The 13,317-nt window shown below is 52.3% G+C and carries 15 protein-coding genes; 1 reads left to right on the top strand and 14 read right to left on the bottom strand.

Annotated elements, in window-relative coordinates:
* Positions 1 to 15: 15 nt before the first annotated feature.
* From murG to LJ046_RS05135, 8 genes are all read right to left on the bottom strand, one after another.
* Positions 16 to 1,128, bottom strand: coding sequence for an undecaprenyldiphospho-muramoylpentapeptide beta-N-acetylglucosaminyltransferase (gene murG, locus LJ046_RS05170; protein WP_002879131.1), 1,113 nt, complete (start codon positions 1,126 to 1,128; stop codon positions 16 to 18).
* A gap of 1 nt (position 1,129) precedes the next feature.
* On the bottom strand, positions 1,130 to 2,512 hold the full coding sequence (gene murD / locus LJ046_RS05165) for a UDP-N-acetylmuramoyl-L-alanine--D-glutamate ligase (protein WP_002879132.1): 1,383 nt from the start codon (positions 2,510 to 2,512) through the stop codon (positions 1,130 to 1,132).
* Positions 2,513 to 2,518: 6 nt separating this feature from the next.
* On the bottom strand, positions 2,519 to 3,481 hold the full coding sequence (gene mraY / locus LJ046_RS05160; protein WP_002879134.1) for a phospho-N-acetylmuramoyl-pentapeptide-transferase: 963 nt from the start codon (positions 3,479 to 3,481) through the stop codon (positions 2,519 to 2,521).
* A 7-nt stretch (positions 3,482 to 3,488) separates the two neighbouring features.
* Positions 3,489 to 5,651: a penicillin-binding protein gene (locus tag LJ046_RS05155; protein WP_002879136.1), complete on the bottom strand. Its 2,163-nt coding sequence runs from the start codon at positions 5,649 to 5,651 to the stop codon at positions 3,489 to 3,491.
* Positions 5,651 to 6,007 (bottom strand): cell division protein FtsL, encoded by a 357-nt coding sequence (ftsL, locus tag LJ046_RS05150; protein WP_002879138.1) that lies wholly within the window; start codon positions 6,005 to 6,007, stop codon positions 5,651 to 5,653. Before ftsL ends, LJ046_RS05155 begins: the two co-directional genes overlap by 1 nt.
* An 11-nt stretch (positions 6,008 to 6,018) precedes the next feature.
* Positions 6,019 to 6,963: a 16S rRNA (cytosine(1402)-N(4))-methyltransferase RsmH gene (gene rsmH, locus LJ046_RS05145; RefSeq protein WP_002879139.1), complete on the bottom strand. Its 945-nt coding sequence runs from the start codon at positions 6,961 to 6,963 to the stop codon at positions 6,019 to 6,021.
* A gap of 2 nt (positions 6,964 to 6,965) precedes the next feature.
* Positions 6,966 to 7,397 (bottom strand): division/cell wall cluster transcriptional repressor MraZ, encoded by a 432-nt coding sequence (mraZ, locus tag LJ046_RS05140; RefSeq protein ID WP_002879140.1) that lies wholly within the window; start codon positions 7,395 to 7,397, stop codon positions 6,966 to 6,968.
* Positions 7,398 to 7,528: 131 nt separating this feature from the next.
* Positions 7,529 to 7,858: a DUF3397 domain-containing protein gene (locus LJ046_RS05135; protein ID WP_002879141.1), complete on the bottom strand. Its 330-nt coding sequence runs from the start codon at positions 7,856 to 7,858 to the stop codon at positions 7,529 to 7,531.
* A 117-nt stretch (positions 7,859 to 7,975) separates the two neighbouring features.
* Here LJ046_RS05135 and LJ046_RS05130 point away from each other — a divergent pair, with 117 nt between their 5' ends.
* Positions 7,976 to 8,098: a DUF4044 domain-containing protein gene (locus LJ046_RS05130; RefSeq protein ID WP_002879143.1), complete on the top strand. Its 123-nt coding sequence runs from the start codon at positions 7,976 to 7,978 to the stop codon at positions 8,096 to 8,098.
* Between the two features lie 56 nt (positions 8,099 to 8,154).
* Here LJ046_RS05130 and mreD read toward each other — a convergent pair whose 3' ends face one another.
* The 6 genes from mreD to LJ046_RS05100 form a co-directional block, all read right to left on the bottom strand.
* Positions 8,155 to 8,694, bottom strand: a complete 540-nt coding sequence (mreD, locus tag LJ046_RS05125) for a rod shape-determining protein MreD (protein ID WP_002879144.1) — start codon at positions 8,692 to 8,694, stop codon at positions 8,155 to 8,157.
* Positions 8,694 to 9,545 (bottom strand): rod shape-determining protein MreC, encoded by an 852-nt coding sequence (mreC, locus tag LJ046_RS05120; RefSeq protein ID WP_002879145.1) that lies wholly within the window; start codon positions 9,543 to 9,545, stop codon positions 8,694 to 8,696. Before mreC ends, mreD begins: the two co-directional genes overlap by 1 nt.
* A 50-nt stretch (positions 9,546 to 9,595) precedes the next feature.
* Positions 9,596 to 10,600: a rod shape-determining protein gene (locus LJ046_RS05115; RefSeq protein WP_002879146.1), complete on the bottom strand. Its 1,005-nt coding sequence runs from the start codon at positions 10,598 to 10,600 to the stop codon at positions 9,596 to 9,598.
* A 90-nt stretch (positions 10,601 to 10,690) separates the two neighbouring features.
* Positions 10,691 to 11,305, bottom strand: coding sequence for a JAB domain-containing protein (locus tag LJ046_RS05110; protein ID WP_002879148.1), 615 nt, complete (start codon positions 11,303 to 11,305; stop codon positions 10,691 to 10,693).
* 48 nt (positions 11,306 to 11,353) lie between these two features.
* Complete coding sequence (locus tag LJ046_RS05105) at positions 11,354 to 12,049, bottom strand: HAD family hydrolase (protein ID WP_002879150.1); 696 nt, start codon at positions 12,047 to 12,049, stop codon at positions 11,354 to 11,356.
* A 2-nt stretch (positions 12,050 to 12,051) separates the two neighbouring features.
* On the bottom strand, positions 12,052 to 13,317 hold the full coding sequence (locus tag LJ046_RS05100; RefSeq protein WP_002879152.1) for a bifunctional folylpolyglutamate synthase/dihydrofolate synthase: 1,266 nt from the start codon (positions 13,315 to 13,317) through the stop codon (positions 12,052 to 12,054).

The following is a 13,317-nucleotide window of genomic DNA, read 5'->3' as shown; positions in this document are numbered from 1 at the left end:
CCTAATCGTTTATTATCAGTTCTTCTTGGCAATTTCCTTCATGACCTTGATGACCTGGTCAGATGCATCGGGCACGCCCAAGGCCTTGGAAGCCTGCCGCATTTTTTTGGCATAGCTCTGGTCCAAAAGCAGGTGATCGATGGAGGACACGAAGGTGTTTTCGTTCAGATCATCTTCCGCAATCACCAAAGCCGCCCCGGCCTTTTCCAGGTCCATGGCATTCTTCATCTGGTGGTTGTGGGTCACGTTAGGACTGGGAATCAAGATGACTGGCACGCCCAAGGCCGTGAACTCAGCCAGGCTGGTTGCCCCGGACCGGGAAACAACGCAGGTTATTTCCGGCAAAAGGCCCGGCATGTTGGCGATATACGGCACGACCTTGATGGAGTCGCCGTAGTCAACATCAGCCAGCTTTTTCTCAATCGCGTCATAGTAGTAAGTCCCGGTTGCCCAGATCACTTGGTAAGGCTTCTTCTTCAGCTCCATCAAAGACTTGAGCATGACCCGGTTGATGGCCAAGGCGCCCCGGGAACCCCCGAAGACCAGGACAGTCGGAATCTGGGGGTTAAGGCCCAAATCGCCTGCCAGGTCAACTGGCTTGGCATTTAAGCTCAAAACCTGCTGGGAACGCGGGTTGCCGGTCTTGACCAGCTTCTTTTTTTCCGAAAATTCCTTGGCCGCGTCGTCAAAAGTATAGCAGATCTTGTCCACGTAGTGGCCTAAGAACTTGTTGGCCACCCCGACCACGGAGTTGGACTCGTGGATCATGGTCGGAATCTTCATCTTGCTGGCTTCGTAGACAATCGCCCCGCTGACGTAGCCGCCAGTGCCCAGGACAACGTCCGGCTGAAAGTCAGCCAAAATTTCCTTGGCCCGCTTAGTCGCCTTTAAAAAGAGCTGGATGGTCTTAACATTGTTCAACAGGTGCTTTCTGTCAAAGCCTTGGATGTCGATGGTCTTAAAGTTGACCCCGGCGGCAGGCACGATCTTGGATTCCAGCCCCTTCTTGGTGCCGACGAACAAAATCTCATCGTCTTGGCAAATGCCTTCTTCCTTCAGGCGTTCAATCAAGGCCATGATGGGATAAATGTGGCCGCCAGTGCCGCCACCAGAAAAAATAACTCTCATTTTATTTCTCTTCCAATTCTTTTACATACTTGACAAAATATTCGCCGCGTTCTTCAAAGGTCTTGAACTGGTCCCAGGAAGCGCAGGCCGGTGAAAAGAGCAGGACGTCGCCGGCTTCAGCCAGCTTGGATGCTGCCTTAACCCCTTCGTGCAGGTTGTCAACGACCACGATGGTCTTGATTCCGGCCTTTCTGGCCGCGTCCGCCAGCAGGTAACGGGTTTCCCCGTAAGTTACGATGGCCTTGACGTGCTTTTTAAACAGATCAACCAGGGAGTCAAAGACAAAGCCCCGGTCCAGGCCCCCGGCCAAAAGGACTTCCGGCTGCTTGAAGGACTGGATGGCCACGGTGGCTGCTTCAATGTTGGTTGACTTGGAGTCATTGTAGACCTTGACCCCGTCAAGGGTGGTCACGTACTGCAGGCGGTGTTCAGCCCCGGTGAAGGTGGACAAAACGGCCGCGATGTCGTCCTTGCCCGCCCCCATCAGGCTGCTGATGCCGATGGCAACCAGGGAGTTTTGCAAATTGTGGATCCCCGGCAGCTTGATGTCGGCAATCTTCATCATCTTTTCTTCGCCATGCATCAAGTAGTCCTGGCCAATGTAGAAGTCTGCAGCTGGATCATTTTCACTGAAGGTCAGAATCTTGGCCTTAGTTGCCTTTTCTTCTCTAGTCAGGATATCCTTTTGGTCAAAGTTGGCCAGGAAGTAGTCGCTGGCCTTTTGGAAGCGGCCAACGTTCAGCTTGGCGTCAACATAGTTATCAAAAGTCTTGTGGTAGTCCAGGTGGACATTGTTATAGATGTCAACGATGGCGGCTACCTTTGGCTCAATGTCGGTTACCCCCATCAGCTGGAAGCTGGACATTTCCACGACCAGCAGGTCGTCTGGGCCGGCCTGGTTTAAAACTACTTCAGAAATCGGCCAGCCGATGTTGCCGACCGCGTAAGCGTGGTGGCCCTGCTTTTGCAGGTAGTGATCCATGATCTGCTGGGTCAGCATGACCGTGGTGGTCTTGCCGTTTGAACCAGTGACGCAGACATAAGGCGACTCACTGGCGCTTAAAGCAACTTCAGGTTCAGTGATGATCGGAACCCCTTTTTCGCTGGCCTTAGCCACCATCGGGTTCTCGTAAGGGATGCCGGGGTTTTTAACCAGGTAGTCAAACTTTTCCTGGTCAAACAGGTCAACCGGGTGGCTGCCGCCAATTACTCTGACGCCCAGGTCAGCTAACTGCTTAGCCTTCGGGTCAGCAGCCAAGTCGGCCTTGTCATTTAAAGTCAAACGCGCGCCCAGCTTAAGGAGCAGCTTGCTGACCGCGAAGCCGCTCCGGCCCAGACCTAAAACAAGAATGTTTTTACCAGCATATTTATCGATTTCTTTCATCGTTAATTATCCCCAAATCATCAAGTAAATTCCGCTGCCAACCAGCCCGACCAGCCAGAAGACCAGGTCGACCTTCCATTCAGACCAGCCCAGCATTTCAAAGTGGTGGTGGATTGGCGTCATCTTAAAAATCCGCTTGCCAGTCGTCTTAAATGAGGCAACCTGCAAGATAACGCTGGCCGTTTCGCAGACAAAGACAATCCCGACCAACAGCAAGGACCATGGCCGGCCCAAGAAGATGCTGACTGCCGCCAAACCGCCCCCGAGGGCCAGGGAACCGGCATCCCCCATGAAAATCTTGGCCGGCTTGTGGTTGAACATGAAGAAGGCTGCCAGGCCCCCCATTACCGCCATACAGAAGACCAGAACGCCGAAATTCTGGCTCTTAAAGGCCAGCCAGGCGTAAGTGCCGTAAGCGATAAAGGACAGACCGGTTGCCAAGCCGTCCAGACCATCAGACAGGTTGACGGCATTTGAAAAGCCAACCAGCCAGAAGACTTCAAACAAGGTAAAGAGGGCCACGTTCTTGACCACCCCGGCAAAAGGCAGGTAAAGAGGGAAGTCAAAGTTGTCACTGGCTGCCAGCAAAACGATACCAGCAGCAGCGACGAGCAGCTGCAGGGCCATTTTTTGCCAGGCTCTCAGGCCCAGGTTCCGCTTGAAAAAGAGCTTCAAGCCGTCATCCAAAAAGCCGATGATCCCGTAGCCCAAAAGGGCAACTAACAAAATCCAGACTGTCTTAGACAGCTGGCCCTTGTAAGCACAGATGGCAACCGTTGCGACCGCGGCTGAAAGCACGAAGACCGTGCCCCCCATGGTCGGGGTCCCCGACTTCTTTTCATGCCATTTCGGCCCTTCATCCCGGATCTGCTGGCCTTCGTCGTGGCTTCTCATCCAGATGATCAGCCATGGCAAAAGCAAGGCGCTCAGTACCAGTGAAATCATAAAAGCAATCAAACTTGCTTGCATCGATCTATTACTCCTTTAACTCTACTTTCAATTTCGTCCCTGATTTAACTACCGTCCCCTGGGCCAGGCTCTGTGACTTGACCTTGCCGCTGCCTGACAGCTGCAGCTTGATGCCGGCCAGGGAGGCGTAGGCCTCAATCTGGCTTTCACTCCAGCCGGTCAAATCCGGCAGGCTGATCTTGCCGCTAGTCAAGGCAAAGACGGTGCTGCCAACGGATACCGTTTCACCGGCCCCTGCCTTTTGGCTGAGGACCTTGGAACCAGTCCCCAGACGAACCAGGTAAAGACCATTTGAGGTCGCGGTCTTTTTCGCCTTGGTATAGGTCATGCCGGTAAACTTCGGCACCTTGACCACGGCCGAAGCTGACTTGTCCCCCTTGTTCAAAAGAACCAGCCGGCTCATCATCGGCTTAAAGATCTGGGCCAGGATGGTTTCGGCCCCGCTGCCCAGCTTGCTTGGCTGCTTCATGGTCAAATAGATGCAGTAGCGGGGATTGGCAGTTGGGGTAATCCCCACGACTGAGAAGACATAGTCCCGGTCCCCGGTCATGTAGCCGCCGGTTGACTTGGCAATCTGAGCCGTCCCGGTCTTGATCCCGAAGTCCTTACCCTTCATGTAGTAGACGTGGCCGGTCCCGATTTCCTTGTCCAAAACCTTCTTCATATTCTGCATGACTACTTTTTTGGTCTGGGCAGTAAAAATCTTCTTGCCAACCTTCTGGACCTTGTAGCTCTTGATTGTCTTGCCCGAAGAATCGGTGATTTTTTCCACCAGTTGCGGCTTAACCATCTGCCCGTTGTTGGCCAGGGCACTGTAAACCTGCATCATCTGCATGACATTGACCGTGACCCCTTGGCCAAAGGAAGTTACCGCCTGGTCAACCGGACTTGAGAAGGACAAGCTGCCGGAAACTTCACCTGGCAGGGTAATCCCGGTCTTGTGGGTGATGCGGAACATATTGAGGTACTTGCGCCAGAGCTTGGCTCCGATCTTCTTTTCCAGATAGACCATCCCGACATTGCTGGAGCGCGGGAAGGCCTGGGAGAACGGGATCGTCCCCCAGCCGGACTTCTGCCAGTCATAGATAGTGGAGCCGGAAACGGTGATTGACCCTGACCGGTAGTAGGACTTAGGGTTGTAGTTGCCGCTGTTGACCGCGGCGGCCAGAGACAGGATCTTGAAAACAGAACCCGGCTCATAGCTGGACTGGACCAGGAGGTTGCTGCCGGCCTTGCTGATTCCGGCCTTGGTCTGGGAGTTGAAGGTCGGCCGCTGGGAGGCTGCCAGGATCTTCCCTGTCTTCAAGTCCTCAATGACCGCTGTCATAGCTTTCGGCTTGTAGTTCTTCTGCACCTTGCTCATATAGGTTTCCAGGGCGCTTTGGAGCTGAGAGTCAATCGTCAAATATAGATTGTCCCCGTCTTTAGCCGCCTTATAGGAGTGGGATCCGCTTGGCAGCTGGTTTTCTGAAGAGTCAACCATGCTGGTCTCATAGCCGTTTGTCCCCTTGAGGATCTTGTTGAAGTAGGCTTCAAGCCCGGTCACCCCTTCCAGTTCCGTCGTCTGCGTCTTGGAATTGTTTTGAGAAACCGTATAGCCGACCACGTTAGAGGCGAAAACCCCGTTTGGATACAAGCGCGACGGCGTTTCCATGAACTTAATCCCGGTCAGGTGCATGGCCTGGATCTTCTTTTTCTCAGTCAGGGTCAGACCGGACCCGGCTGTCCCGAACTGGACCTGGAAAGTGTTTTTATTTTTCGGGTTCAGATACTTGAGGATTTTTGCCTTGGAAAGGGGCAAAACCGTGGCCAGCTTCTCAGCCGTTTTCTCCTTGTCCTGAACATAGAGCGGTTTCTTATTGGAGTCAACATAAGTCTTGTCCAAAATCGCGTAGACCGTGTAGGTGTGGGAGTCCTGGGCAATGATTAAGCCGTTCTTGTCATAAATCGTGCCCCGGTTAGCGGTCAATACGGTGTTGCGGCGGTAAATCGCGGCAGTTCTCTTGCCGATGTCCTGGCCATCAATCGTTTTTGAAATCGACAAATAAAGCATGCGGCCGGCAAAAAAAAGAAAAACCAAAGCAACGACCAGCTCTAGAATTCTCCCAACTGTAAAGCGATAGCCGTGTGCTCTGGATTTTATCTTTCCTAAATTAGTGGTCTTCTTCATTAGCGAATTGTCCTAATGTTATTTTCACGCAACTTCAGTCCTTGACTTTGGGCGATCTTGTTCAAGCGGGTATTTGATGACAGCTCACCGATTTCCTGCTGCAAGTCAGCTGTTGCGTTCTTTTGCTTGGTAATTGATTCATTGACGTTGGTCAGCTGCCGCTGGGCGTAAGTCGCCGAAACGCTAGCCGACACGTTCAAGGTAATCAAGGCAACTGCCCCAAGCAGGCCCAAGACTGCCAGCAGCTTTTCAAAAGCTGAGTATGGCACCTTCTGCGGATCAACCACCAAACGAGGACTTTTCCGGGCTTCCTCTTCTGGTTCGTAATTGTATTTTCTAACTGTGTTTCCAGCCATTATGGTCCTCTTTATAACTTCTCTGCTACTCTTAACTTTGCACTGTGTGATCGGTTGTTTTCCGCCAGTTCTTCCTCGCTGGCCGTAATCGGCTTGCGGTTGACCAGGCGTAAAGTTGGCTTGATCCCCTCAGGCACAACCGGCATCCCGCGGGGAATTTCAACTTCTGAATACTTCTTGAAGGTCTGCTTGACGATCTTGTCTTCCAAAGACTGGAAGGTGATGACGGAAATCCGGCCGCCGGGATTGAGCAGGCTGATGGCTTCTTCCAAAGATGCCCGCAAAACGTCCAGCTCGTGGTTGACTTCCACCCGGATGGCCTGGAAGCTCTTCTTGGCCGGGTGGCCGCCGCTGCGGCGGGCTGCTGCCGGAATTGCTTCCTTAATGATCTCCACTAACTCAAAAGTAGTTTCAATCGGCTTGACCCGTCTTCTTTCAACGATCTTTCTGGCGATCTGCCGGGAAAACTTCTCATCGCCGTAGCGGTAAAGGACGTCAGCCAGCTGCTTTTGGTCATACTGGTTGACCAGCTGGTAAGCATCAAAGTCCTGGCTCTGGTCCATCCGCATGTCCAGCCTTGCGTCAAAACGGTAGGAAAAACCGCGTTCAGCCTGGTCCAATTGCGGAGATGAAACACCCAAGTCGTAGTAGATGCCGTCAATGCCGCTAATCCCCAGCTTGGCCAGCTCCTCTTTTAAGTGGCTGAAGTTGTTGTGAACCAGCTGCAGGCGGGGCTGGCTGTCTTCTTTTAAAAAGGCAGCAAAATTGCTCTGGGCGGTGTCAATCGCGTACTGGTCCTGGTCGAAACCGATTAGATTTCCTTTGTCCAGCTTACTAAGCAGGTATCTTGCATGCCCGCCCCCGCCGAAGGTGGCATCCACATATGTGCCGCCGCTTTGTGGGGCCAGGTTGTCGATTGTTTCGTGCAATAACACGCTAGTATGCTTAAATTCCATCTTTATAACTCGATATCGTCCAAATCTTCCGCAATTTCATCATAACTTTCGTTGGCTTCGTCAGAATACTCTTCCCAGCGCTCCTTAGCCCAGATTTCAATCCGGTTGGAGACGCCGAAAATGACGCATTCCTTGACCAGGCCGGCGTGCTTCTTCAAGGTGGGGGACAAGTTGATTCTCCCCTGCCTGTCGAATTCGCCTTCCATAGCGCCGGAATAAAACATCCGGGTAAAGCTCCGCGCGTTCTTCTTCGTCAAGGGAAGCTTGGCCAGTTTGGCCTCGATCTTGGCCCATTCCGTCAAAGGATAGCCAAAAATGCAGCCTTCCATGCCCCGGGTCAAAACCATGGCTGGCCCAATCTGTTCACGCAGCTTGGCCGGGATAATCAAACGGCCTTTGGCGTCCAAATTGTGCTGGTATTCACCCATGAACATGGCAGGCTCCTCCCTTCTGTTAACAATTTACCACAAATCCCCACTTTAAACCACAATATCTGAAAAGCACAAGCAGATTTCCGAAAAAATTAAAAAACTGCCAGCCGCGCTAAACGGCTGACAGTAATTTATCAGATCATAACGACCAAAAGCAATCCGCAATACCAAAAGAAACTGCAGGCATCCAGGTAGGACCAGAACTGGCGGAACATCTTCCCTAAGGAAATGTTCTTGTTGATCATGGCCCATCTGATGGCGGCCAGCAATATCAATATGAAGTAAAGCAAAAAGCCGGCCGGTAAAAAGGATGGCACGCCCTTTAAGTTGGTCATCAGCTGGCAGGCGTAGATTAAAAAGAAAGGCATGACATCATAGCCTTTAAAGGCGGCTTTAGGCCAGATCAGGTTGACCAGGTAGGTGCAAGCCAGGCCAAAGGCCGGCAATAAGAATATCATCAGCATAATTTTCCTCCATCTGCTAGCTAGTTTAGCACATTTTTATTTTTCTCTTAAAGTGCAGCAAGGAAATTGCAAATCGCCGCCAAAAAGGTTATAATCACTCTCATATAGGAGGCTTCTATGGCACGTAAAAAGAAAAAGTCAACATTTCAAAATATTGAGAATTTCATGGTAGTCTTGATGGCTTTGATCACGCTCTTTGGCGTGGCAGCCTCTATTCTTTACTACTTAACTGCCCAATAAATCTGCAATACGCTCAAAAGCGGTCAGCTTCACGCTGGCCGCTTTTTTATTGCTCATTAATACCGGTAATTGTCCAGGTCAACCAGGAAAGGATAAGACCTGGCCAGCTTGGCCCAAAGCCAGTAAGTTGCCAGGCTGATCCCGGTCGTCCAGCCGGCCGTGTATAAGAGGCTGAAGCCGATGGCCTTCAAGGCCAAATCAGTCCAGCCGATCAAACGGAAAACCAGCCAGGTGTAAAGGCAGCTGACGGTAATGGCCACGATGTTGCCCAGCAGGCGGAAAACGAAGAGTTCTGGAAAGACCCGGGCATACCAGCGGCCAAAAGCCGACAGGGCCGGCAGGATAAAGGTGTAGATCCCGATGATCCCCCAGAAGTAGAGGTCGGCAACTACCCCGGCCGCCAGGGCCAGCCAGATTTCCTTCTCGTTTCTTTCGTCTTCATAGGCGATGATCAAAACGGCGATTGGCAGGAGCAAGAACCCCGCCCGGCCGTGCTGGTAAGTCAAGGCCGGCTGCAGGTAAACGGACAAGGTCCCCTCCATAACTAGAGCCAGGTAAAGGGCGATAGCCAAAACCCATTGCTTGAAAATCCGCATTAGCCAGCCACGCTCCTTTTGACGACCGTTACCACGGACGCGTCGCTCAAATTGCCGGCCGGCTTGATCGTGATCAAGTCAGACAGGCCAAAGCTGTCCTTGGTGGTTTCCGCCACCGTCCCGATCAAAAGCCCCTTCGGTGAAGTCCCGCCTAGGCCGCTGGTGTAGACCTTGGTTCCCTTCTTCAGCTTGCTTGAGCTGGAGGCCTGGGTAAAGGTCAAAGTGCCGTTTGACTGGACGGTGATGATCCCGTGCAAAACCTTGCCCGTGTCTGTCGTGGCTTGCACGGCAAAACGGTTGGCTGAGCTGTCAGTCGTGGTGATCAGTTCTACCTTGCTGGTGGCCGCGTCGACTTCCAGGATCCGGCCAATCACGCCGCCGCCGGACATGACCGCCATGTCCTTCTTCAAGCCGGAGCTCTTGCCCTTGTCAATGGTCAAGACTTCTGACCAGCTGTCGCTGGAGCGGGAAATTACTGAAGCAGTCGTGGTCGTGTAGCCGGTCAAGGTCTTTTTAATTCCAGCGGCAGCTTTCAGCTGCTTGTTTTCCTTTTCCAGGGCATCATTTCTGGCTTCGACCTGGGCCAGCTCAGCCACCTTCTTTTTTAAGTGACTGTTTTCATCAGCCGCGTTCTGCAAGTCCTTAACGCTGTCGATTCCGTCAGTAAACCAGGAAACCGGCACGCTCACGATTCTTGAGCCCACGGAGACGATGTCATTGCCCAGGCGCTGGATCAAAAGCGGCGCGCTCAGGTTGTTTCTCAGCATCACCGTTGAGCCCAGCAGGGCTGCCAAAACCGCCACGGTCCCGAAAGCCGCCAGCATTTTTCTGTTTTGAAAAAAATTCTTCATAAACACCCATCCAATATAAAAACCGGCTCGGAGGCCGGTTTTCTTATTTCTTATCTGCTAGTCTTCCGCATTACGTCCAGGTGCTTCAAAGATTCACCGGTACCGATTGCTACACAGTCAAGCGGATCTTGAGCGATGAAGACAGGCACCTTGGTCGCGTCAGAGATGACTTCTGGCAAGTTCTTGAGCAGGGCACCACCACCGGTCAGGACGATACCATGGTCAATTACGTCTGCGGCAATTTCAGGAGAAGTCAATTCCAAGGTTTCTTTGATCGCAACAATGATGTCTTGAACAACGTCTTGAATAGCAGTTGCAACGTCAACGGCACTGATTTCCAATGACTTCGGCAAGCCTGACACCAGGTCCCGGCCGCGGATGGTCTTTGATTCGATTTCCTTGGCTGCTTCAACAGAAGCTGAACCGATTTGGATCTTGATGTCTTCAGCGGTTCTTTCACCGATCAGCAGGTTGTACTTGCTGTGCACAAAGTTGGTGATTGCTTGGTTGAACTTGTCACCAGCCTGGCGAATGGAAGTTGAAGAAACAATCCCGCCCAGGGAAATAGTGGCTACGTCAGTCGTACCACCACCGATGTCAACAACCATGGAACCAGTTGGTTCCATAACCGGCAAACCGGCACCAACAGCTGCGGCGAATGGTTCTTCAATCACGTAAGCTTCTCTGGCCCCTGCCACCCGGGCAGCTTCGATAACAGCGCGCTTTTCAACTTCAGTAACGCCTGAAGGCACGCAGATCATGACTGAAGGCTTGGAATTGCCGACCGTCTTGCCCATAAAGTACTTAAGCATGGCCGCAGTCGTGTCATAGTCAGCGATAACCCCGTCCTTCATCGGGCGGATAGCCACGATTGAGCCTGGAGTTCTGCCGATCATTTCCTTGGCTTCTGAACCTACTGCAATAACTTCGCCAGTCTTGGTATTCTTGGCAACAACTGAAGGTTCACGCAAAACGATGCCTTTGCCTTCAACGTAGACCAGGGTGTTGGCGGTACCCAGGTCAATACCGATATTCTTTGAACCTAATCCAAACACGGATATCTCTCCTTATTTACTCGCTTAATCTTGCTTAATTATAGCATAATACCCGTGAAAGTCATGGATTGGCGGAAAATTAAGCTAATTTTAAAACAATTCCCGCTCCCGCAGGCTCAAATATTCACCCCCACCGATGACGAAGTGGTCCAAAAAGGTGATCTTCATGATCTTGCTGGCTTTTTTCAAGCCCTTGGTCAATTCCAGGTCATTGTCTGACGGGGTCAGCGCCCCGCTGGGATGGTTGTGGGCCACGATGATGCTGGCGCAGCCGTAGACCACCGCCCAGCGGAAGATTTCTCTGGGGTGAACCCAGGACCGGTCCAGGGTGCCTTGGAAAAGCATTTTTTCCCCCAGGAGATTCTGCTGCTGGTCAAAATAGAGGACCCAGAACTGCTCCTGCTTTTGCCCCAGCAGTTTATTAGCCATGTAGTTGCCAATCTTAGAGCTGCTGGCCCAGTCAGAGCTGCGCCGCATGTCGGTCCGCCGCAACCGGTCCATGGCCACCTCGATGGTCAAGGCCAGGTCATTGGGGCAGTCCGGTCCTGACGCGTAGTCCAAGATGTCCTTGAAGCTGGCAATGTGCTTTTGATCCAGTAGCTGCAACAGGTCTTCCAGGCTCTGGCAGGGCAGCTGGTCAAAGAGTAGCTTGAGCAGGTCACGGTCACTTTCAACATAATAGTAGTTTTGCGTAGTTTCGGTCATTTGCATTTCCTCCTTATTTTTACGCTCTACTACTAATTACGCCAAAAACTAAGAAATTTTTTTCAAAAAGTCAAAAAAGTCCGAGCAAATCAGCTGGGCTCTGGCCCGGTCTTCGGCTGAAGCGGGCTTGATGTCGGGAATCATGACGCAGTCAATCCCGGCATTTTCCGCCGCTTCGACCCCCATGCTGGAGTCTTCAAAGATCAAGAGCTGGTCTTTACCCAGGCCGCTGCGCTCTTGGGCAGCCAGATAGAGGTCCGGGAAAGGCTTGGACCGGAGCTTTTTCTCAGCAACTTCGTCATGGGTGACGATAAAGTCAAAGCTGTTCCGGCAGCCGGTCACCCAGAGATTGTGGTCAACCACGCTCTTATAGTTGTTGCTGGCGATCCCGACGGTTAAGCCCAGGTCATTAAAGTGCTCCAGAGCCTCCTTGACCCCGGCCTTCAGCTTCAGCTTGCCCTGGTCGGTCCATTCCCAGACCAGGTCGTCGGTCCGCTTGACAAAAGCCTGGCGGACCTCATCGCTTGGAAAATATTTTTCATAAAAGGCATCCATGGCCTTGACGCTAGCTCCAACCAGGTCCAGGTAAGCATCATCGCTGATGCCCAGCTTGTATTCCCGGGCGGCCTGGATATTGGCCTGCCAGTAGAGCTCTTCGGAGTTGACCAGGAGGCCGTCCATGTCAAAAATGACCCCCTGCTTGTCCGTCTTTAAACCTGCAACACGCATATTTTCCCCCTTCATGCTCAGGCACTCTGCAGAAGCTGCAAGACCGCGCTGACCAAGTAAAATGAACCCGTAACCAAGATCAAGTCCCGGTCTCCAGCTTCCGCCATCACTTGCTTTAATGCCTGGCCCAAATCGCCCTCATAGGCAAATTTTTCCTGGACCCAGGCCGGGAAGTCAGCTTTTTTAGCTGCCCGCGGGTAAGCCAGGCTGGTCAAGGTGACTTTTTCATTTTTCAGCAGATTCAGAAAGTCACTCAAGTCCTTGTCCTTCATCATGCCAGCTAAGACCAAAAGCCGGCCGCCTTTATCCTTGGCCAGGCGGCGGGCATATGGCAAAAGTTCGCTTCCAGCCTGGACATTGTGGGCCCCGTCCAATAAAAAGCTGCATCCCGCCTTTTCCAGGCGTTGGTAGCGGCCAGGAACCGTGGTCTGGGTTAAGGCGGCTTCAGCTGCCTTTTCACTTAAAGTAAGCGGCAAAAGGGCAAAAGCCGCCAAGGCCATGGCCGCGTCTTTAGCTTCTGGCCGGGGCCAGGCCGGCAACTGGTAATTTTGCCCGGCAACTGCAAGCTCATAGCCTGCTTTTTCTTCCTTGACCTGGAAGTCCCGGCCCAGCCAGTAAGAAGGACTAGCTGATTTAGTTATTTTTTCTTCAACGATTCCCTTTACGCTGGCTGGGATGTCACCGAGGATGACCGGGACAGCCGGCTTGATGATCCCGCTCTTTTCTTTGGCAATATCAGCCAAAGTCGGTCCGATGATCTGCTCATGGTCAAGGCCGATAGTGGTAATCAAGCTGACTACTGGCGTCATCACATTGGTCTTGTCATGCTCGGCCCCGATGCCGACTTCAATAACCGCGTAATCACATTTTTGCTTGGCAAAAAAGAGGAAGGCCATGGCAACTTCATATTCAAAGGTCACCAGGGCAAAATCTGCCTCTTCTTCCCGCAAGTGGCCGACTGCGGCTTCAACTTCATTTGCCACTTCCAGCAGGTCCTCATCCGCGATTGCCTGCCCGTTCAGCTGGATCCGCTCGTTAAAGCGGATGATAAAGGGCGAAACAAAAAGGCCAGTCTGCTGACCGGCCTTTTGGAGCAGATTGCTCAGGTAATATGCAGTTGAGCCCTTGCCGTTGGTTCCAGTAATGTGGCAGCACTTGACCTTGTCCTGGGGATCCCCCAGAGCCTTGAGCACCCTTTTGACATAGGTCAGGTCGCTCTTTTCGTGCAAGCGCGGCAAATGATAGAGGTAAGCGGTAAGTTCATTAACTGTCCTAAATTTCAC

Source organism: Lactobacillus delbrueckii subsp. jakobsenii ZN7a-9 = DSM 26046, from assembly GCF_001888925.1.
In the GTDB taxonomy this organism is placed as follows: domain Bacteria; phylum Bacillota; class Bacilli; order Lactobacillales; family Lactobacillaceae; genus Lactobacillus; species Lactobacillus delbrueckii.
This window is presented reverse-complemented; position numbering and strand designations above follow the sequence as displayed.

Bases quoted from the DNA above. Each gene is read 5' to 3' on its own strand.
- murG (WP_002879131.1), bottom strand. From the start codon at position 1,128: ATGAGAGTTATTTTTTCTGGTGGCGGCACTGGCGGCCACATTTATCCC.
- murD (WP_002879132.1), bottom strand. From the start codon at position 2,512: ATGAAAGAAATCGATAAATATGCTGGTAAAAACATTCTTGTTTTAGGT.
- mraY (WP_002879134.1), bottom strand. From the start codon at position 3,481: ATGCAAGCAAGTTTGATTGCTTTTATGATTTCACTGGTACTGAGCGCC.
- LJ046_RS05155 (WP_002879136.1), bottom strand. From the start codon at position 5,651: ATGAAGAAGACCACTAATTTAGGAAAGATAAAATCCAGAGCACACGGC.
- ftsL (WP_002879138.1), bottom strand. From the start codon at position 6,007: ATGGCTGGAAACACAGTTAGAAAATACAATTACGAACCAGAAGAGGAA.
- rsmH (WP_002879139.1), bottom strand. From the start codon at position 6,963: ATGGAATTTAAGCATACTAGCGTGTTATTGCACGAAACAATCGACAAC.
- mraZ (WP_002879140.1), bottom strand. From the start codon at position 7,397: ATGTTCATGGGTGAATACCAGCACAATTTGGACGCCAAAGGCCGTTTG.
- LJ046_RS05135 (WP_002879141.1), bottom strand. From the start codon at position 7,858: ATGCTGATGATATTCTTATTGCCGGCCTTTGGCCTGGCTTGCACCTAC.
- LJ046_RS05130 (WP_002879143.1), top strand. From the start codon at position 7,976: ATGGCACGTAAAAAGAAAAAGTCAACATTTCAAAATATTGAGAATTTC.
- mreD (WP_002879144.1), bottom strand. From the start codon at position 8,694: ATGCGGATTTTCAAGCAATGGGTTTTGGCTATCGCCCTTTACCTGGCT.
- mreC (WP_002879145.1), bottom strand. From the start codon at position 9,545: ATGAAGAATTTTTTTCAAAACAGAAAAATGCTGGCGGCTTTCGGGACC.
- LJ046_RS05110 (WP_002879148.1), bottom strand. From the start codon at position 11,305: ATGACCGAAACTACGCAAAACTACTATTATGTTGAAAGTGACCGTGAC.
- LJ046_RS05105 (WP_002879150.1), bottom strand. From the start codon at position 12,049: ATGAAGGGGGAAAATATGCGTGTTGCAGGTTTAAAGACGGACAAGCAG.